Raw genomic sequence first — 17,696 nt, 5'->3', positions numbered from 1 at the left:
GGCTTAACAACCAGACGGCAATAAAACATGGTTCGGGACAGGCTTTATGCGGCAAGGATATTCGCCCTCATACCCGCTGCGTGACGAGCGGATTTCGGAAGACAGGCTGAAACTGGCCAACATCTTCCGCAGGCAGTTCTATATCCTCTTTGGGCTGGGGTTGCTTTCGCTGACCGCTGCGGCTGTGGGTGCGCTTGCGACATGGAATGTTGCTGACCCCAGTCTTAGTCATGCCACGGATAATCCCGTAACCAACGCGCTTGGCTATCCCGGTGCCGTATTTTCCGATCTCGCAATGCAGTTCTTCGGCCTTGCGAGTGTTCCGGTTTTGCTTCCTCTGGTCATCTGGTCGCTGCTGCTCATGACGCGCGGCGGTATAAGCCGGGTTGTGAAGCGCAGCTTTGCATGGATGGGTGCTGCTTTGCTGTTTGCAGCCATCGCGAGCTGCTTTGCCGTGCCGGAAAGTTGGCCAATGCCTATTGGTCTTGGCGGCGTGTTTGGTGATATGATGTTGCGTCTGCCTGGGTTGTTTCTCGGTGCATTCCCGCAAGGTGCCATCGCATCGGGAATCGCGCTGGTGCTTGCTTTGCCTGCTTTGTGGCTTTGCCTGTTTGCAAGTGGAATTGTGGGGCGTCGTGAGGCATTGCTCAACACACGGGCTTCGCACGGCGCCCCTGTTGAAGATGATTTTGCAGATAGTGACGATGACGAGGACGAAAGCTCTTCAGGCGGTCTGTCGCAGTATGTTGGTGCTCTGACACATACGGTGCTCAGTGTATCCGCGACTTTCAAGCGACTCACTGGCCTCAACCGTCGTAAGCCGCGCGAAGACGTATATGGTGATATGCGCAGCGTACGCCGCACCGCTGAAACCCGAAACAGTGCACGTCGCGAGCCGGGCTTTGGCGGCGCTTCTTCCGAGCAACCACCATTCGATACCGATGACGACTTTGATGGCGGCATGGAAGCTGCCCCGCTTGCAGGTGAAGAATGGCATGATACGCCGCCACAACGCTCCAAGGCGCGCGTTGGCGAACGTGCGCCTGCACCGAAGAGCGGTGCGCGTATTCAGCGCGAAGCACAGCCCTCATTTCTGAAGGAAGGCGGCGCGTTTGAAATGCCGTCCCTGCACTATCTGGCTGAACCCAAATTGGTTCAGCGCGATGCATCGCTTTCCAAGGATGCGCTCGAACAGAATGCGCGTCTGCTTGAAGGTGTGCTGGAAGATTTTGGCGTGCGCGGCGAGATCATCAATGTGAAACCGGGGCCTGTTGTTACGCTTTATGAACTTGAACCGGCACCCGGTATCAAATCATCCCGCGTGATTGGTCTGGCTGATGACATCGCTCGCTCGATGAGCGCGATTGCTGCCCGCGTCGCTGTTGTCCCGGGTCGCAATGTCATCGGCATCGAGTTGCCGAACCAGAAGCGTGAAATGGTTTATCTGCGCGAGATGCTGGCAAGCCGCGACTTTGAGCAATCCAAATCCAAGCTGGCACTTGCGCTCGGTAAGACCATCAATGGCGAGCCGGTGATTGCCGATATTGCCAAGATGCCGCATTTGCTGGTGGCCGGTACGACGGGTTCCGGCAAATCGGTCGCGATCAACACTATGATCCTGTCGCTGCTCTATCGTATGACGCCGCAGGAATGCCGTCTGATCATGATCGATCCGAAGATGCTGGAACTCTCCATCTATGATGGTATTCCGCATCTCTTGACCCCGGTAGTGACCGATCCGAAAAAGGCCGTTGTCGCGCTCAAATGGACCGTGCGCGAAATGGAAGACCGCTATCGCAAGATGTCCAAAGTCGGCGTCCGTAATATTGACGGCTTCAACCAGCGTGTCGGTCAGGCGCAGAAGAAGGGCGAGCAGATCGCCCGCACGGTGCAGACCGGTTTTGACCGCAATACAGGCGAAGCGATCTACGAAACCGAACAGCTCGATCTCGAACCAATGCCGTATATCGTCGTGATTATCGACGAAATGGCTGACTTGATGATGGTTGCAGGCAAGGACATCGAAGGTACGGTGCAGCGTCTTGCACAGATGGCGCGTGCGGCTGGTATTCACGTCATCATGGCAACACAGCGTCCGTCGGTCGACGTTATCACCGGTACGATCAAGGCAAACTTCCCGACCCGAATTTCCTTCCAGGTGACGTCCAAGATCGACAGCCGTACGATTCTTGGTGAGCAGGGTGCCGAGCAATTGCTTGGTCAGGGCGATATGCTGTTCATGGCAGGCGGCGGACGCATTCAGCGTGTGCATGGCCCATTTGTCGGCGACGATGAAGTTGAACGCGTTGTCCAGCACCTCAAGCTTCAGGGCGTGCCGGAATATCTCGATGCTATCACCGAAGATGACGATGAAGATGAAGGCGGTGGTCCAGCTGGAACGTCGAACCTTGAAAATTCCGACGATCCATATGATCAGGCAGTTGCAGTCGTATTGCGCGATAAGAAGGCTTCGACTTCCTATATCCAGCGTCGCCTCGGCATTGGCTATAACCGTGCGGCTTCGATCATCGAACGGATGGAGGAAGAGGGCATTGTGGGGCCTGCCAATCACGCAGGCAAGCGCGAGATACTGGTGCCAACGGAAGACGACTACTAAGGCCGAGGTATTTCGGCTTATCAGTTGCCACACTGGTGCCTAACTGCCGGATTATTTTGAGAAGATGATGAAAACAGAGAGTTTGCTGATGATGTTCTCCCGCATTTCCGTATTTGCGAAAGCCAGCCGTTTCGCAGCCTTCCTCGGATTGGGAGCATTGGTTCTTGGTGCAGCTGTGCCAGCTGCAGCGCAGGCGCAAGGTGCGGGAAACGCCGCCGCAGCTCAGCAGATTGCGGATCATTTTTCGTCGGTTCGTACAATGACTGGTGAGTTCGTGCAGTTTGGTCCCAAAGGCGACCAGACCGGCGGCACTTTCTATATCGAGCGTCCGGGCAAAATCCGTTTCAATTACAACAACTCGCCAGTGCGGGTAATTTCGGATGGCAATCAGGTTGTCATCAACAATCGCAAGCTCGACACTTGGGATATGTATGCGCTTGGCACAACGCCGCTAAAACTGCTTCTTTCTGACAAGATCGATCTTGGTGGCGGTCGCCTTCAGAGCGTCAAGCAAGACCCGGATATGACTACACTGGTTATAGGCGACAAAAAAGTTTTCGGCAGCTCCAAGATCACGCTGATGTTCGAGCCAAAGACCTACGAGCTCAAGCAGTGGACCATTACCGATGCGCAGGGGCTTGATACGACGGTGATGATCTTCAATCTGCGTACGGGTGTACGTTTCACCGATGATATGTTCAAGATCGACTATCAGCGCATCGCGATGAAACGAAAAGGTCAGTAATAGTCAGCTTAGAGCGGTTCCAGTTAAAATTGAATCGTTGGATTCGCTCTATCTGCCTGTTTTTGCGCGCATCTTATCCGAAAACCGTTTCACACTTTTCGGGATGCGCTTTAGTTGCTGCCTGATGTTTGCATTTTTTGGATAAATGGTTAGGTTCGCGACCATCTTTTGATGACCGCGAGTCTTTTTCCCATGACCTTTTCTGTTGCTACCTGGAACATCAATTCCGTTCGCCTGCGCATGCCGCTGGTCGAGCAGTTCTTGAGCGATTATCAGCCTGATGTTCTGTGTCTGCAGGAAACCAAATGCCCGGACGATCAATTCCCTTCCAAGGGTTTTCGTGCGCTTGGTTATGAGCATATCGCGATCAGTGGTCAGAAGGGCTATCATGGCGTTGCAACTATTTCCAAGCGCCCGCTGAGCGATGTCGAGAAGATCGGTTTTTGCGAAATGGGCGACTGTCGCCATCTCAGCGCGGTTGTTTCAGCCGGCGACAAAAAGCTGCGTATCCATAATTTCTACGTACCTGCGGGCGGTGATGAGCCGGACCCGGTAATTAATCCAAAATTTGTGCATAAGCTCGGTTTTCTTGAGGAAATGCGAGCGATTGTGGCAGACAGGCAGGACGGAAATTCGTCGATCCTGGTGGGCGATCTCAATATCGCGCCACTCGAAAACGATGTCTGGTCGCACAAACAGCTTCTCAAGATCGTCAGCCACACACCGATTGAGACCACAACGCTGGAAGATCTGCGTGTGAAGGGTGGCTGGAGCGATCTGATGCGTCAGGTCATTCCAGCAGACCAGAAGATTTATACATGGTGGAGTTATCGCGCCAAGGATTGGGACGCCGCTGACCGTGGTCGCAGACTTGACCACATCTGGGGCTCCGCTGATCTCGAAGCTCATATGAAGGAGCTGCAAATTCTGCGTGAGGCGCGCGGCTGGGAGCGTCCTTCGGACCACGTGCCTGTCATCGCGACATTTGATCTGGATTAAGATCAATGGTAATAAGCTATTACAGAGCAACGGCTCTGTAATCTGACGCTAGTGAACAATGTTTGGCCGCATATACCTATTATTAAGGCGGCGAACGAATATCAGAGCGGTTCAAGTTAAGACTTAGTCGTTGGAACCGCTCTATCTATTTTCTTTCGCATTATCCTATGCAAAACCGCTTCGCACTTTTTCTATAAATGCTTTAATAGGAGCTCAAATCGATGAACCAGAACGCACTGTTTCTCATAACCAGTGTCTTCAATGTTTCTATGGTTCGTCATGATGGCTCTATTCACAATTCACGATATTTCCTGCGCAACGACTGACGGTCGTCTTCTTTTTCAATCCATCGATCTCAGCATTGATGCAGAGCGTATTGGTCTTGTCGGACGCAACGGTGTCGGCAAGTCTACGCTTCTGCATATAATTAGCGGTGCCGTGCCGCCAATGAGCGGCTCTGTAAGTGCGAATTGCACGATTGGTGTTCTTCGACAAGACATCTCGTCTGGACTTGCAGATACGCTGGTCGATCTCTTCTGCGTGCGCGATGAGTTTGATATACTTGCCCGCATAGAGGCGGGCGTTGCCAGCGATGATGATATCAGCACCGCGGATTGGTTGCTTCCGCAACGTTTTTACCGCGCACTGAAACAGTTAGGTCTGCCGGATATAATTCCTGAAACAAGACTTGCTGCGTTGAGTGGCGGGCAACAAACACGTGCGGCACTGGCAGCTTTGATATTTCAGAGCCCTGATCTGATTTTGCTGGATGAACCGACAAACAATCTTGATCGTGACGGACGGCAGGCCGTGATTGGTCTGCTGCGCGGTTGGCGTGGCGGCGCTGTTGTGGTTAGCCATGATCGCGAATTGCTGCGCGAGATGGATCGGATTGCAGAACTGACGTCGTTGGGAATGAATTTTTATGGCGGAAACTGGGACTTTTACGCGGCCCGGAAAGCCGCAGAGCTAGAGGTTGTGAAACGCGACCTGAATTTTGCCCAGCACCAAGAAAAGCAGATTGAAAAAGAAGCGCAGCGCAAACTTCAAACGCGTGTGCATGGGTCTGTTCGCTCCGTTGCTCAAGGATTGAAGAGTGGCGCGGATCGGGGCGCAATCCACGCCTTGAAGAACCGCGCTGCTGGTGCGCGGAATATGGATGCAAGCACGATCTCATCGCGCCAGCTTGATAAGGCGAAACAATTTGTTCAGGCTGCTGAGGAACAGATTGAGCGGCTGACCCCGTTTGGTTTTGAGATAAAGTCAGCCGAAGTGCCTGCGAGTAAGGTACTGCTGAAACTTGATAAGCTGACGGGAGGTCCGGCACCGGATTTCCCGGTTATCCAGAAGCTTTCGCTGACAATTATGGGGCCAGAACGAATCGCAGTTACAGGGCGTAACGGGACCGGTAAGACCTCATTGTTGCGGTTGATCGCAGGCGAGCTAAGGCCTCTGGAGGGCGAGATTGAAAGAAACGCGCATATCATCTTTCTCGATCAGCAGCTTAAGCTTCTCGACCGGACGAAAAGCCTGTTCTGGAACTATCGCAACCTCAATCCAAGCTGCAATGATAATGATGCTCGTGCGGCTTTGGCGCGATTTGCTTTTCGAGGAGATGTGGCCCTTCGTTTGGCTAAAGAGTTAAGCGGTGGCGAGTTGCTGAGGGCCGGGCTTGCAGCAACACTTGGGGGAACAGAGCCGCCACAGTTGCTCATACTGGACGAGCCAACCAACCATCTCGATATTGCGTCTATCGAAACGATGGAAACTGCACTCAACGCTTTCGATGGCGCGCTTCTGGTGGTCAGCCATGATCAGGCATTTCTTGATACGATAGGTATTCAGCGCGTCATCGCGCTCTAAAAAACTATTCGAGAAAAATGAAGTTCAGAAAAGGACAAAAGAGCAATGGATCATACAGCACTTTTTCAAACGATCAGATTTATCAGTTTTTACAGGGCTTGCGATGTCTTCTCTTCTTACTCTTCAGGATGTTTCCTGCGTCACGGCTGATGGCCGTAGTCTTTTTTCCGGTATTAATTTCAGCGTCACCGAAGGCCGCATCGGCCTTGTCGGGCGCAATGGTATCGGTAAATCCACGCTTCTGAAAATCATGAGCGGTGATTTGAAGTCCACAAGCGGAACTGTTACTCGAAGCGGCAGGATTGGCGTGCTCGCGCAAAATATCGGCAGCAATGGCGAGCGTACTCTGGCCGATCTGTTTGGTGCGTGCGATGCTTTTGATAGGCTAGCGCGTATTGAAGCGGGCGCGGGCACGGATACGGATTTCGAACAGGCAGACTGGTTGTTGTCGCATCGCTTTGATGAAGCTTTGCAGATGTTCGGGCTATCGCTTGAACCGCAAACCTCGCTCTCCGAATTAAGCGGTGGGCAGCAGACGCGCGCAGCACTTGCAGCCCTTTTGTTTCAAGAACCCGATCTCATATTGCTGGATGAACCGACCAATAATCTTGATCGTGATGGGCGTCAGGCAGTAGCCGACATGCTTGCAAAGTGGCAGGGCGCTGCAGTCGTCGTCAGTCATGATCGTGAATTGTTGCGGACCATTGATACGATAGCTGAGCTTTCGCAAGGTGCTCTAACGCTCTATGGAGGCAATTGGGATTTTTACCACGCACGCAAGGACCAGGAACGGGAAGGGGCTGCTCGCGATCTGGAGGTTGCTCAGCGCGATTTAAAGCAGGTCAGGCTCAAGGCGCAGGAAGCTGCAGAACGGCAGGCGAAGAGCGATGCACGAGGGCGCAAGTCGCGTGCTGATGCAGGCATGAGCAAGTTGCTGCTTGATGCCCGAGAGGATCGTGCACAGAAAACCGGCGGCCGCGGCGATGTGCTTGCTGAACGCAATGCAGATCGTGCTCAAAACCAGTTGCGCGAAGCGGAAGCAAAGGCCGAACGCGTCAAGCCCATGCGTTTTGACATCGAGGCATCGCTTTCACCCTCCGGGCGTGTGGTTCTGGAAATGCAGAACGTTTTTGGCGGGCCGGTGCGGGAACACCCGGTCATTCATGATTTCTCGCTCAAGATTGTCGGACCGGAGCGTATCGTCATTCGTGGCGCAAATGGTGCAGGCAAAACCTCGTTGTTACGTTTGATTACCGGGGATTTGCAACCCATTGCGGGGGAGATCCGGCGCTTTGTGCGCATTGCGATGTTTGATCAGCAGATGAGCCTGATAGATCGCGATGCGACGCTTTATGAGAATTTCCGACGATTAAACAAAGGGGCCAGCGATAATGATGCCCATGCAGCACTTGCGCGGTTTTCGTTTCGTGGTGAAAGTGTATCGCGTCTTGCAGGAGGCTTAAGCGGTGGCGAATCGCTACGCGCAGCTCTTGCTTGTGTTCTGGGCGGTACGCTCAAACCTGAACTGTTGATTCTCGATGAACCGACCAACCACCTTGATCTCGATTCCACAGAAGCGCTGGAAGCGGCCTTGAATGACTATGAGGGCGGGTTGCTGTTGGTGAGCCACGATCAGGCCTTCCTTGACGCCATCGGCATCGAGCGGGAGCTACAGTTATAATTTGAGCGGTTCCGGTTAAGACTGAATCGTTGGAACCGCTCTAACTGTTGTTTCTACGCATTATCCTCACGCAAAACCGGTTCTCACTTTCGGGATAAAAACATGCGTATAAATAAAGACTTAAAGCGCGCCGCGCTTTAGTCGTCGCCGCCAAGGCGCGGGCCCACTTTTTCAATATCGCTGATCAATTGCAGCAGATTTTGGCTGATATGTGCATGCAGCGAGGCTGCAGCTTCCGGATATTCTTCCAGAATGCGCCGGAAAATGGCGCGGCTGATGCGGATAACTTCCGTCTCCTCTTCAGCCATGGCACCGCTAAGGCGTGTGGTTTGCGCAATCAGCGCCATTTCGCCCAGCATCGCGCCGGGGCCGACGGGGCGGATCGTGATCCGCCCTTCGTCTGCATCGTGAAACAAGGTGATGTTGCCAGATACGACGATATAGCCGCAGTCAGCGCTTTGGCCTTCGCGGAAGAGCTCACGACCGGCGCGCAGCACCAGTCGTTCTGCTCCAAAGGCGAGCAGACGCAACTGTTCGGGAGTGAATGACTCGAACAGGCCTACTGAGCCGAGAATGCGAATATCGTCATCGAGCGCCATAGCTTGTCAATACACCCGCATCAGGCGCTGTCCATCATGGGACAAGTTTGTATCCCCCGCTTTCTGTAACCAGAAGCGACGCATTTGACGGATCCTTCTCGATTTTCTGGCGCAGGCGGTAGACATGGGTTTCCAGTGTGTGGGTCGTGACACCGGAATTATAGCCCCACACTTCCTCAAGCAGCACATCGCGGCCGATAACCTTGTCACCTGCACGATAGAGATACTTGATGATCGCCGCTTCCTTTTCAGTCAGGCGGATCTTGCTGCCCTTCTCATCGAGAAGCAGCTTCTGGCCCGGCTTGAAGGTGTAAGGTCCGACGATGAAAGTCGCGTCTTCGCTCTGCTCGTGCTGGCGCAACTGCGCACGGATACGAGCAAGGAGTACAGCAAACTTGAAAGGCTTGGTGACATAATCATTCGCGCCCGATTCAAGGCCGAGGATCGTGTCCGATTCCGTATCGTGACCCGTCAACATGATGATCGGGGCCTTGAAGCCGCCTTTGCGCAGAAGCTTTACCGCTTCGCGACCGTCCATATCCGGCAGACCGACATCCATGATCAGCAAATCGACGACGCCATTGCGAGCGGTCTGAATGCCTTTTGTGGCGTTGTCTTCCTGAACGATCTGGAACTCTTCGCACAGCTCCAGCTGTTCGACGAGGATGGAGCGGAGATCTTCGTCATCGTCCACAACCAGTATTGTACGACCTGTCATGCCTGTCCTCGTTACTCTTTGATTCAAATAGTTGTTCGTGTTTTATGACATTTAATGGCGATAAGTTGAAGCCGTGAAAAAACGCGAGAGCTTTTCGGGTATAGCACCAAAAGTTTTCAAGCAGTCAGCATTTGAGGAGGCAGGCTTGACCAGAAATCAAAAAAGCCGCGGAATTGGCATCATCGACGTACGGGCAAAGCCCGGCCATAAGACGCGCGGCCTGCTTGCTGCTGGCAATTTGGTGCTCGAATGTGCGCTTGGCAAGGGGGGAATCAGTGCTTTTAAGCGCGAGGGCGACGGCGCAACGCCGCTTTCGTCCATGCGATTGCTTTACGGCTATCGACGCGGCGATGCAGGGCAGCTGCCTTTATCCCGTCTGCCCTTGAGACGTGTCCGCAAACTGGATGGCTGGTGCGATGCGCCAAATGACGCCAATTATAATCGTCCCGTCAATCTGCCCTTCAAGGCAAGTCATGAGAACATGTGGCGCAATGACGATGTCTATGATGTCTGTATTGTCATGGACTGGAACATCAACCCGCGCAGGCGTGGCTGCGGCAGCGCGATTTTCTTCCATCTCAGTCGTTCAGGCTTCAGCCCGACTGAAGGCTGTATAGCATTGAAGCGCGCCGACATGGCGCGCCTCTTGCCGCATTTGACCAACAGAACTGTTATCCGCGTCCTGCGCTGATTAGAGCGCGATGCGCTCTAATTTTTATCTTATGCATTATCAACGCAAACCCGCTTCGCACTTTTGGCACAAATGCTTTAGTGCGCCGCCGCAGGCACGATCTTCACTTCATTGCCCTCGGCATCGTAGAGCTTACCATTGAGGATGTAATCGCCGTCATGCAGCTCTGCGATTTGATGGTGGCGAATGATGCGTTCGGTGCCTTCAGCAAAAACTGACATCTGGTCTGAATTGCCGCCTTTGAATTCGTTGAACATCAGGTTGAGTGCGATTGCCATCAAAGCGGCGGAGCTGATACCTGAATGGAAAATGGTTTCAAACCAAGCCGGGAACTGATGGTAGAATTCCGGCGCTGCAATCGGGATCATTCCGAAACCGATGGAGGTCGCCACAATGATCAGATTGATGTTGTTCTGATAATCGACCTTTGAAAGCGTACGGATGCCGCTTGCAGCGACTGTACCAAACAGCACGATACCGGCACCACCCAGCACCGCAGGCGGCACACAGGCAATCACGCGTCCCATCACAGGCAGAAGACCCAGCGTGATCAGAATGAGACCACCCGTTGCCACCACATAACGACTTTTCACACCGGTTACGGCCACAAGGCCAACATTCTGTGCGAAAGCACTTTGTGTGAACGAGCCGACCACAGGTGCAAGAATGCTTGATGCCATATCGGCACGCAGACCATCGCCCAGACGGCGCGAATCGACCTTGGTTTCCAGAATATCGCCTACCGCCAGAATATCGGCAGATGTTTCCACCAGCGTAACGATGATGACGATGAACATCGACAGTGTCGCAGCAATGCTGAAAATCGGCCATCCAAAGTGGAAGATCTCAGGCAGTGCCATCACGGGCCCTTCAGATACACGGGAAAAATCGGTCATGCCGAGCGCCCAAGCAATGCCCGTACCAATAACCATGGCGAGCAGGATTGAAAGGCGTGAAATCGTGGCATTGCCGATCTTGCTCAACAGCAGCACGATCAGAAGCGTAAGCCCGGCAAGGCCGATATTGCCCATGCTGCCGAAGTCTGGCGCTTTGCTGTTCCCACCCATTGCCCAGCGTGCGGCAACCGGCATCAATGTGAGGCCGATGGTTGTAATCACAATGCCGGTGACAAGCGGTGGAAAGAAGCGTGTGACGCGCGAGAATATCGGCGTAATGAGAAAGCCGATCAGAGATGCAGCCATCACCGCACCGAGTACCACTTGAAGCCCGGCTTCTCCTGTTTGGGCAGATGTGACGATGGCGACCATTGTTGCGACACCGGCGAATGATACGCCCTGAACCAGCGGAAGCTGGCAGCCGAAAAACGGAATGCCGATGGTTTGCAAAACGGTTGCCACACCGCCCGCAAACAGCGAGGCGGTAATCAGCAGACCGATCTCACTGGGGCTGAGGCCCGCCGCCTGACCGATAATGAGCGGCACCGCAACGATGCCGCCATACATGGTCAGAACATGCTGGAAGCCATAAGCGAGATTGGCCGCAACAGATAGTTTTTCATCTTCGGGACGTGGACTGGCCACCATCCCTGTTGGGTGTGTATTCACGTTTATCCCTCCCGATGTCTCTCCTCAAAGACAGGGGGCGAGTATATCCTTCACGGGTCAACTGACTGCATTGCTTTTGGTTGAAGTTGTTTTCGATGTGAGCGGGTGAATGCAATCATGCTGATGCTTCGCGCATCGCATCGCTCAGAACGGCAAAGATATAGGGCTCTATCGATTGCGCAACATTGAAACGCAGATAGCGGGTTGCACTGCGTGATGGGCTGAACACATCGCCGGGTGCAAGCAGAACACCTTTTTTGAGCGCATAAGCCGCGATCTGGCCGGAGTCCATCCCTTCGGGCAATCGTGCCCAGAGAAACATGCCGCCCTGCGGCTCGGTCCAGAGTTCAAGCCCTGTCACCTTGAGCCTTTTGGCAGCCATGGTCATGGCATCTGCAAGCTTTGCACGCAGGCCATCGATGTGGCGCCGATAAGTGCCATCGGTGAGAAGAGAATGCACAATCTGTGCTGAAACCGTGTTGCCCGCAAATGTGCTGGCAAGCTTGAGATCGGTCAGGCCGTCGATCCAGTCACGACGACCGGCAATATAGCCAACACGTGCCGCAGCCGAGAGAGTTTTCGAGAAACTGCCGATATGCAGTACCCGATCAAAGCCGTCGAGTTCAGCAAGCAATGGCGTGGGAGACGGATGAAAATCGCCAAAAATATTGTCTTCGACCAGCGTGATGTCATGCATTTCTGCAAGCTTGAGCAGTCGGTGTGCAATGGCGGGCGTCATGGTGCCGCCGGTTGGATTGTGTAGCCCGGCATTGGAAATATAGAGCTTTGGCGCCTGCTCTTCTGCAGCTTTGGCGAAGGCCTCAAGGTCTGGGCCATTATGGGTATAGGGAATACCTATGATTTTTACCCGGTGAGAGAGAAGCACCGCCTGAAAATTGAAATAGCAGGGATCATCCACCAGCACTGTATCGCCGGGCTGCAACAGAAAGCGGCAGATGAGGTCGATGGCATGGGTGCCGGAATCGGTCAGCAATATATCCCCGCTGGACATATCGATCCCCTGTTCGGACAATTTGCGTGCCAGATGGTTTCGCAAAGGGCGGAAGCCAAGCGGCTCACCATAGGTGGTGAGATTGCTGTTCTCATCGCGTGCCATCGCCCGCATGGCGCGACGAATGCCTTCCAGGGGCAGCCATTCATCGGGTAGCCAGCCGCAACCCGGCTTATAAGTCTCGCTGTCAGCTTCAAGCGATTGCCGCATGACCCAGAAAGGATCAATCTGCCGGTCCTGCTGGGGCATGTTTGCCGCCACGGTGAAAGGCTGGCGTGCGCGTTCGGAAACATAGAAACCTGCACCACGGCGCGATTGAATGATACCTTCCGCCACCAGACGATCATAGGCTTCGACAACGGTTGATTTCGACACATGCATGGTTTCAGCCAAACGGCGGATCGACGGCAGTCGTGCACCAGGCGCCAGACTCATGGCCGCAATACGGTCGCGAATGATGGTCATGACCTTTTCAACGAGCGACATCTTCTCTGTCGTGTCTTTTTCATCACTGCGCTCGCTTTGTCCGCCGAGATAGGCGGCCTCTACAGCCTCAAGACTGCGCAAAAGGCCCGTCGAAATCATCTGTACCATCCTTCGTATCAGTACAGTTTACCAAAATTGTCCGGTAATTGTCTCTGATTATTTGGCCAATTTCACGGCACTGTACCGGAATCATCTATACAAAATTGCAAAAGATCGAAAAGACACAATGAACAAGACAGCGGGTTGGATTAACGGATTTCTGGGGGTTCTCATTTTCAGCGGGTCGTTGCCTGCGACACGTCTGGCGGTAATCGATATCGACCCGACCTTCCTGACCATGGCACGAGCGACGATTGCAGGTCTTCTGGGCTTGATACTTCTGCTCGCTTTCCGTGAGCCTTTCCCGCGTCGCAATGACGTTATTTCGCTGATCGTCGTAGCGCTTGGTGTGGTGGTTGGCTTCCCGTTACTGACAGGCATTGCGCTGCAACATATGACGTCCGCTCACGCGATTGTCTTTATCGGTCTGCTGCCTTTATCGACGGCTTTGTTTGCCGTGCTGCGCGGTGGTGAAAATCCGCGCCCTCTGTTCTGGCTGTTTTCCGTCGCAGGGGGCCTCATCGTTGCATCCTACGCTTATGGGCAAGGCAGCCAGTCCTCACTGCTCGGCGATGTCTTGATGCTCGGTGCAATCATTGTTTGTGGACTTGGTTATGCAGAAGGTGCGAGCCTTTCGCGCAGGCTGGGTGGTTGGCAGGTGATCTGCTGGGCGCTGGTCTTCTCACTGCCGGTGATGATGCCACTCAGCATCCTGACGCGTCCTGAAACTTGGTCCGGTATCGGTGCGATGGCATGGGGCGGGCTTGCCTATGTCACGCTGTTTTCGATGCTGATAGGCTTTTTCTTCTGGTATCGCGGGCTTGCACAGGGCGGTGCTGCGGCAGTGGGACAGCTTCAGTTGCTGCAACCGTTCTTCGGTTTGATGTTGGCCGCATCCATTGCCGGTGAACCGGTGAGCATGGGCATGGTGTTGACCGCTGGTGTAGTTGTGCTGTGCGTGGCGGGTGCAAAGAGGTTTGCTTAGCTAAATAAATGCCCAGACCGTCGTGCGCTTGACCTCTGCATCCTCAAGCGCACGCGTGACAGGCACCGTATAGACGGCAAGCTGTTCGAGCCGCTCCTTCGGCAGATAGGCGCGGCCGGGATCACCGACGATGATGCGGGCACCACGAGCTGAGAGCTTTGAAAACCATGGGGTCAGACGATCAGCGAGCGGTTTGTCATAAAACACGTCGCCCGCAAGCACCACGTCCCAGCCGTGATCCTGATCGATCAAATCGATGAGTGTCGGTGTGATGACAACACTGTTTGCTGCTGCATTGATTTCGATGGCTGGAAGCGCAAAAGGATCAATGTCTGAAGCTAAAACCCTTGTAGCGCCCACTTTCATTGCTGCAATGGCAACAAGACCTGAGCCGGATGCGAAATCCAGTACGGTTTTGCCTGCGACTGCATGCGGATGGTCGAGAATATAGCGGGCAACGCCCTGACCGCCCGCCCAGGCAAAAGCCCAGAAGGGAGGCGGCAGGCCGATGGTTGCCAGTTCTTCCTCGGTTCGATGCCAGAGGTCGTGAGCTTCGTCGGCCAGATAGAGCTGGATTTCCGGCACATGGGGCGGCGTTTGCAGACCAGTATTGGCCAGTATGAAATCGCGCGCGCCCTTCTTTGCCGGATCAAGCATCAAGCATGTCTCCCAAAAGTGGAAACCGGTTTTGGGAGAAAGACATGCATCAGATGTCTTTGGCGTCCAGCCCACCCATGCGGCAAACTTCGATCCATTCGTCTTCGGTCACTGGTTGAACCGAAAGGCGCATGGAAGTGACAAGCGCCATCTTCTCGAGCTTTGGATTGGCTTTCACATCTTTCAGCGTGACGGGCTTCGGCACATCGCGCACAGCCTTGATATCCACGCAGTCCCAGCGCGGATCATCGGTGGTGCTGTCAGGATGCGAAAGAGCACAGATTTCGACAATGCCCACCACTTCCAGACCTTCGTTGGAATGGTAGAAGAAACCTCTGTCGCCAATTTTCATGGCGCGCATGTTGTTACGTGCCAGATAGTTGCGCACGCCGTCCCACTGCTCGCCTTTTTCGCCACGGGCTTTCTGCATTTCCCATGACCATTTGAACGGTTCGGACTTGAACAGCCAGTAAGCCATCATGTTACCTTCAAGCGTTTGCGGGATTGTTGATGGCCCAATTCCATGGACGAACGGCCACATCGGCAAACAGGCCTGCCAGCGCATAGGGATCATTGGCGGCGATCTTTTCGGCTTCTGCCTTGTCCGCTGTTTCAACGACAACGAGGCTACCATTTGGTTTGCCATCTTCACCAAGGAAGGGGCCTGCGAATTTCAATCCATCGCCAAGGCCCTTGAGATAGTCGAGATGGGCCGGGCGCGTATCAAGGCGCACCTGCAGATGGTCGGGCTTGTCGTTGCATAGAAGAGCAAAAAGCATCGTTCGCTAACCTTTTTGTTTGAGCATTATCCTACACAAAACCGCTTCGCACTTTTGGCTCAAATGCCTTAATCCTCGGTCTTGAGTGGTCTGTTGAGAAGGGCCATCACGGCCTCATCGATGGTGATTTTTCCAGCAAGAAGCGCTGCAACCGCTGTTATAATCGGGGCAGGGACCTCATGTTTTTTGCAGAGTTCGGCAGCGATTGGGGCTGTAGCCACGCCTTCGGCCAGTGGACGATTGGTAAGGTCTTCACCGCGACCGATAGCAAGCCCGTATGAATAATTGCGCGATTGTGACGAAGAACAGGTCAGCATCAGATCGCCTAGGCCTGAAAGCCCCATGATGGTTTCAGGCTTTGCACCCATAGCCTGCGCAACACGGCGCAATTCGGCAAAGCCGCGGGTTACGAGTGCTGCCTGAGCGCTGGCACCATAGCCGCGCCCGATGGCAGCGCCTGCGGCCAAAGCCAGAACGTTTTTAAGCGCACCGCCGATTTCAACGCCCTTGAGATCCGTGGTGGAGTAGCAGCGAAAAGCTGGGCCGGAAAGCGTTGCCGCAAGCTGGTCTGCAATCGCAGCATCTTCGCAAGCGATAGTCACAGCTGTTGGCAGGCCTCGCGCCACATCGGTTGCGAAACTCGGGCCGGAAAGAGCGCCTATTGTGTGATTGGGCAGAACTTCAGCCACCACTTCCGACATAAGGCGCCCGGTCTCGCGCTCAATGCCCTTGGCGCAGAGAATGACGGGTGCTGATTGCGGAATAAGGGGGCTTAGTTCCTGCAGCCCTTTACGCATTACCTGTGCCGGTACAACGACTAGAACGATGTCGGCATCTTGGAAAACCGCTTTGGCGTCCGTGCTCGCGCGAATGCCTTCCGGCAATTCGATCTCGCCCAGATAAGCAGGGTTGCGGCGCTCATTGTTTACATGTTCAACCGTTTTGGTATCACGGGCATAAAGCCATGTATCGTGGCGGCTGATGGCTGCCATGGCTGCAAGTGCCGTTCCCCATGCGCCGCCACCAAGGACGGCAATCTTAGCGCGCTCACTCATGCTTTTGCCCCACGACGTCCCGTGCCAAACATGGGCGCAGATTTCTCATCAAGTGGCCAGCGCGAGCGTGGTGCGAGACTGAGCGAATCGGGGCCCTTGGTTGCGGCACGTTCCGCACCTGCCCAGGCGATCATCGCCGCATTGTCGGTACAAAGATTGAGCGGAGGCGCTATGAAGCTGAAACCATACTTGCTGCAAAGCGCTTCAAGCGACGCGCGTAATGTCTTGTTGGCGGCGACACCGCCTGCAACGATCAGGGAAGGTGTTGCGCAGTCGGGAAACTCTTGCTTGAACCGTTCCAGCGACCGCTTGACGCGATCCGACAAAGTGTCTGCGACCGCATCCTGAAAAGATGCGCAGATGTCGGCCACGTCCCGATCAGAAAGCGGAGCCAGCTCTGTTGCGGTCTGGCGCACAGCGGTCTTGAGGCCCGAGAAGGAGAAGTCGAGCCGTGCTTCGCCCTTAAGCGGCCTTGGCAATGGAAAACGCTTGGGGTTGCCTTGCAATGCCATGCGTTCAACAGCAGGACCACCCGGATAAGGCAGGCTGAGCAATTTGGCCGTCTTGTCGAAGGCCTCGCCTAGCGCATCATCGATTGTCGTGCCGAGGCGCGAATAATCACCCAAACCACGCACGAGAACCATTTGCGTGTGGCCACCGGAAACCAAGAGTAGCAGATAGGGAAACGGAAGATTGTCGGTCAATCGTGCGGTAAGCGCGTGGCCTTCCAGATGATTGACCGCATAGAATGGCTTGTTTGCAGCCATGGCCATGGCTTTGGCGGTCATCAGACCGACAATCAACCCGCCAATGAGACCGGGACCGGCTGTTGCGGCAATCGCATCGACTTCATCGAGAGTTAGGTTGGCGTCTTTGAGTGCGCGTTCTACCAGCTGATCAAGCGCTTCGACATGGGCGCGTGCGGCGATCTCTGGCACCACGCCGCCATAGGGTTCGTGTTCGGCGATCTGGCTGAGCACCACATTGGACAAAATATGGCCTTTACCGTTATCGTCGCGTTCAACGATGGCGGCGGCTGTTTCGTCGCAACTTGTCTCTATTCCAAGAATGCGCATTTGCGGTTAGACCCTGCCTGTCTCATAATTTCACGTAATATTTTCCGGAAACCCGGTATCATGGACGGC

General features: G+C 54.3%; 16 protein-coding genes. 7 read left to right on the top strand and 9 right to left on the bottom strand.

Annotation, left to right across the window (positions count from 1 at the left end; translation table 11 throughout):
* Window positions 1-46: 46 nt before the first annotated feature.
* From OIV19_RS00270 to OIV19_RS00250, 5 genes are all read left to right on the top strand, one after another.
* On the top strand, window positions 47-2,617 hold the full coding sequence (locus OIV19_RS00270) for a DNA translocase FtsK (RefSeq protein ID WP_264230372.1): 2,571 nt from the start codon (window positions 47-49) through the stop codon (window positions 2,615-2,617).
* An 88-nt stretch (window positions 2,618-2,705) separates the two neighbouring features.
* Window positions 2,706-3,362 carry an outer membrane lipoprotein carrier protein LolA gene (locus OIV19_RS00265; RefSeq protein WP_264230371.1) on the top strand — a complete coding sequence of 219 codons (657 nt, stop codon included), beginning with the start codon at window positions 2,706-2,708 and terminating at the stop codon, window positions 3,360-3,362.
* Window positions 3,363-3,554: 192 nt separating this feature from the next.
* Window positions 3,555-4,361 carry an exodeoxyribonuclease III gene (gene xth, locus OIV19_RS00260; RefSeq protein WP_264230370.1) on the top strand — a complete coding sequence of 269 codons (807 nt, stop codon included), beginning with the start codon at window positions 3,555-3,557 and terminating at the stop codon, window positions 4,359-4,361.
* Window positions 4,362-4,640: 279 nt separating this feature from the next.
* Window positions 4,641-6,224, top strand: coding sequence for an ABC-F family ATP-binding cassette domain-containing protein (locus OIV19_RS00255; RefSeq protein ID WP_264230369.1), 1,584 nt, complete (start codon window positions 4,641-4,643; stop codon window positions 6,222-6,224).
* A 103-nt stretch (window positions 6,225-6,327) separates the two neighbouring features.
* Window positions 6,328-7,905, top strand: coding sequence for an ABC-F family ATP-binding cassette domain-containing protein (locus OIV19_RS00250; RefSeq protein ID WP_264230368.1), 1,578 nt, complete (start codon window positions 6,328-6,330; stop codon window positions 7,903-7,905).
* A 137-nt stretch (window positions 7,906-8,042) separates the two neighbouring features.
* Here the strand turns inward: OIV19_RS00250 and OIV19_RS00245 are convergent, their stop codons facing one another.
* Both OIV19_RS00245 and optR read right to left on the bottom strand, forming a co-directional pair.
* The gene (locus OIV19_RS00245) at window positions 8,043-8,504 is read right to left on the bottom strand and encodes a cyclic nucleotide-binding domain-containing protein (RefSeq protein WP_264230367.1); all 462 of its coding nucleotides are present in this window, start codon (window positions 8,502-8,504) and stop codon (window positions 8,043-8,045) included.
* Window positions 8,505-8,538: 34 nt separating this feature from the next.
* Window positions 8,539-9,222 carry a response regulator OptR gene (gene optR, locus OIV19_RS00240; protein WP_095447596.1) on the bottom strand — a complete coding sequence of 228 codons (684 nt, stop codon included), beginning with the start codon at window positions 9,220-9,222 and terminating at the stop codon, window positions 8,539-8,541.
* A gap of 145 nt (window positions 9,223-9,367) precedes the next feature.
* On the opposite strand from optR, the gene OIV19_RS00235 reads away from it, so the two are divergent.
* Window positions 9,368-9,913: a L,D-transpeptidase family protein gene (locus OIV19_RS00235; protein WP_264230366.1), complete on the top strand. Its 546-nt coding sequence runs from the start codon at window positions 9,368-9,370 to the stop codon at window positions 9,911-9,913.
* 77 nt (window positions 9,914-9,990) lie between these two features.
* Here OIV19_RS00235 and OIV19_RS00230 read toward each other — a convergent pair whose 3' ends face one another.
* Entirely contained in the window at window positions 9,991-11,457 is a 1,467-nt protein-coding gene (locus OIV19_RS00230; protein WP_095447595.1) for a nucleobase:cation symporter-2 family protein, read from the bottom strand.
* Window positions 11,458-11,593: 136 nt separating this feature from the next.
* Window positions 11,594-13,075, bottom strand: coding sequence for an aminotransferase-like domain-containing protein (locus OIV19_RS00225; RefSeq protein WP_264230365.1), 1,482 nt, complete (start codon window positions 13,073-13,075; stop codon window positions 11,594-11,596).
* A 127-nt stretch (window positions 13,076-13,202) separates the two neighbouring features.
* Between OIV19_RS00225 and OIV19_RS00220 the strand changes: the two genes are divergently transcribed.
* Window positions 13,203-14,060, top strand: a complete 858-nt coding sequence (locus tag OIV19_RS00220; protein WP_264230364.1) for a DMT family transporter — start codon at window positions 13,203-13,205, stop codon at window positions 14,058-14,060.
* On the opposite strand, the gene OIV19_RS00215 is transcribed toward OIV19_RS00220, so the two are convergent.
* From OIV19_RS00215 to tsaD, 5 genes are all read right to left on the bottom strand, one after another.
* Entirely contained in the window at window positions 14,061-14,717 is a 657-nt protein-coding gene (locus OIV19_RS00215; RefSeq protein ID WP_264230363.1) for a class I SAM-dependent methyltransferase, read from the bottom strand.
* Window positions 14,718-14,766: 49 nt separating this feature from the next.
* Window positions 14,767-15,195: an EVE domain-containing protein gene (locus tag OIV19_RS00210; protein WP_095448001.1), complete on the bottom strand. Its 429-nt coding sequence runs from the start codon at window positions 15,193-15,195 to the stop codon at window positions 14,767-14,769.
* A 10-nt stretch (window positions 15,196-15,205) separates the two neighbouring features.
* The gene (locus OIV19_RS00205; RefSeq protein ID WP_095447591.1) at window positions 15,206-15,496 is read right to left on the bottom strand and encodes a YciI-like protein; all 291 of its coding nucleotides are present in this window, start codon (window positions 15,494-15,496) and stop codon (window positions 15,206-15,208) included.
* Window positions 15,497-15,564: 68 nt separating this feature from the next.
* Window positions 15,565-16,551, bottom strand: coding sequence for an NAD(P)H-dependent glycerol-3-phosphate dehydrogenase (locus OIV19_RS00200; protein WP_264230362.1), 987 nt, complete (start codon window positions 16,549-16,551; stop codon window positions 15,565-15,567).
* On the bottom strand, window positions 16,548-17,627 hold the full coding sequence (gene tsaD / locus OIV19_RS00195; protein ID WP_264230361.1) for a tRNA (adenosine(37)-N6)-threonylcarbamoyltransferase complex transferase subunit TsaD: 1,080 nt from the start codon (window positions 17,625-17,627) through the stop codon (window positions 16,548-16,550). Before tsaD ends, OIV19_RS00200 begins: the two co-directional genes overlap by 4 nt.
* Window positions 17,628-17,696 lie beyond the last annotated feature (69 nt).

Source organism: Brucella sp. HL-2 (genome assembly GCF_025846885.2).
In the GTDB taxonomy this organism is placed as follows: Bacteria; Pseudomonadota; Alphaproteobacteria; order Rhizobiales; family Rhizobiaceae; genus Brucella; species Brucella quorumnocens.
This window is presented reverse-complemented; position numbering and strand designations above follow the sequence as displayed.

Bases quoted from the DNA above. Each gene is read 5' to 3' on its own strand.
- OIV19_RS00270 (WP_264230372.1), top strand. From the start codon at position 47: ATGCGGCAAGGATATTCGCCCTCATACCCGCTGCGTGACGAGCGGATT.
- OIV19_RS00265 (WP_264230371.1), top strand. From the start codon at position 2,706: ATGATGTTCTCCCGCATTTCCGTATTTGCGAAAGCCAGCCGTTTCGCA.
- xth (WP_264230370.1), top strand. From the start codon at position 3,555: ATGACCTTTTCTGTTGCTACCTGGAACATCAATTCCGTTCGCCTGCGC.
- OIV19_RS00255 (WP_264230369.1), top strand. From the start codon at position 4,641: ATGATGGCTCTATTCACAATTCACGATATTTCCTGCGCAACGACTGAC.
- OIV19_RS00250 (WP_264230368.1), top strand. From the start codon at position 6,328: ATGTCTTCTCTTCTTACTCTTCAGGATGTTTCCTGCGTCACGGCTGAT.
- OIV19_RS00245 (WP_264230367.1), bottom strand. From the start codon at position 8,504: ATGGCGCTCGATGACGATATTCGCATTCTCGGCTCAGTAGGCCTGTTC.
- optR (WP_095447596.1), bottom strand. From the start codon at position 9,222: ATGACAGGTCGTACAATACTGGTTGTGGACGATGACGAAGATCTCCGC.
- OIV19_RS00230 (WP_095447595.1), bottom strand. From the start codon at position 11,457: ATGGTGGCCAGTCCACGTCCCGAAGATGAAAAACTATCTGTTGCGGCC.
- OIV19_RS00225 (WP_264230365.1), bottom strand. From the start codon at position 13,075: ATGATTTCGACGGGCCTTTTGCGCAGTCTTGAGGCTGTAGAGGCCGCC.
- OIV19_RS00220 (WP_264230364.1), top strand. From the start codon at position 13,203: ATGAACAAGACAGCGGGTTGGATTAACGGATTTCTGGGGGTTCTCATT.
- OIV19_RS00215 (WP_264230363.1), bottom strand. From the start codon at position 14,717: ATGCTTGATCCGGCAAAGAAGGGCGCGCGCGATTTCATACTGGCCAAT.
- OIV19_RS00210 (WP_095448001.1), bottom strand. From the start codon at position 15,195: ATGGCTTACTGGCTGTTCAAGTCCGAACCGTTCAAATGGTCATGGGAA.
- OIV19_RS00205 (WP_095447591.1), bottom strand. From the start codon at position 15,496: ATGCTTTTTGCTCTTCTATGCAACGACAAGCCCGACCATCTGCAGGTG.
- OIV19_RS00200 (WP_264230362.1), bottom strand. From the start codon at position 16,551: ATGAGTGAGCGCGCTAAGATTGCCGTCCTTGGTGGCGGCGCATGGGGA.
- tsaD (WP_264230361.1), bottom strand. From the start codon at position 17,627: ATGCGCATTCTTGGAATAGAGACAAGTTGCGACGAAACAGCCGCCGCC.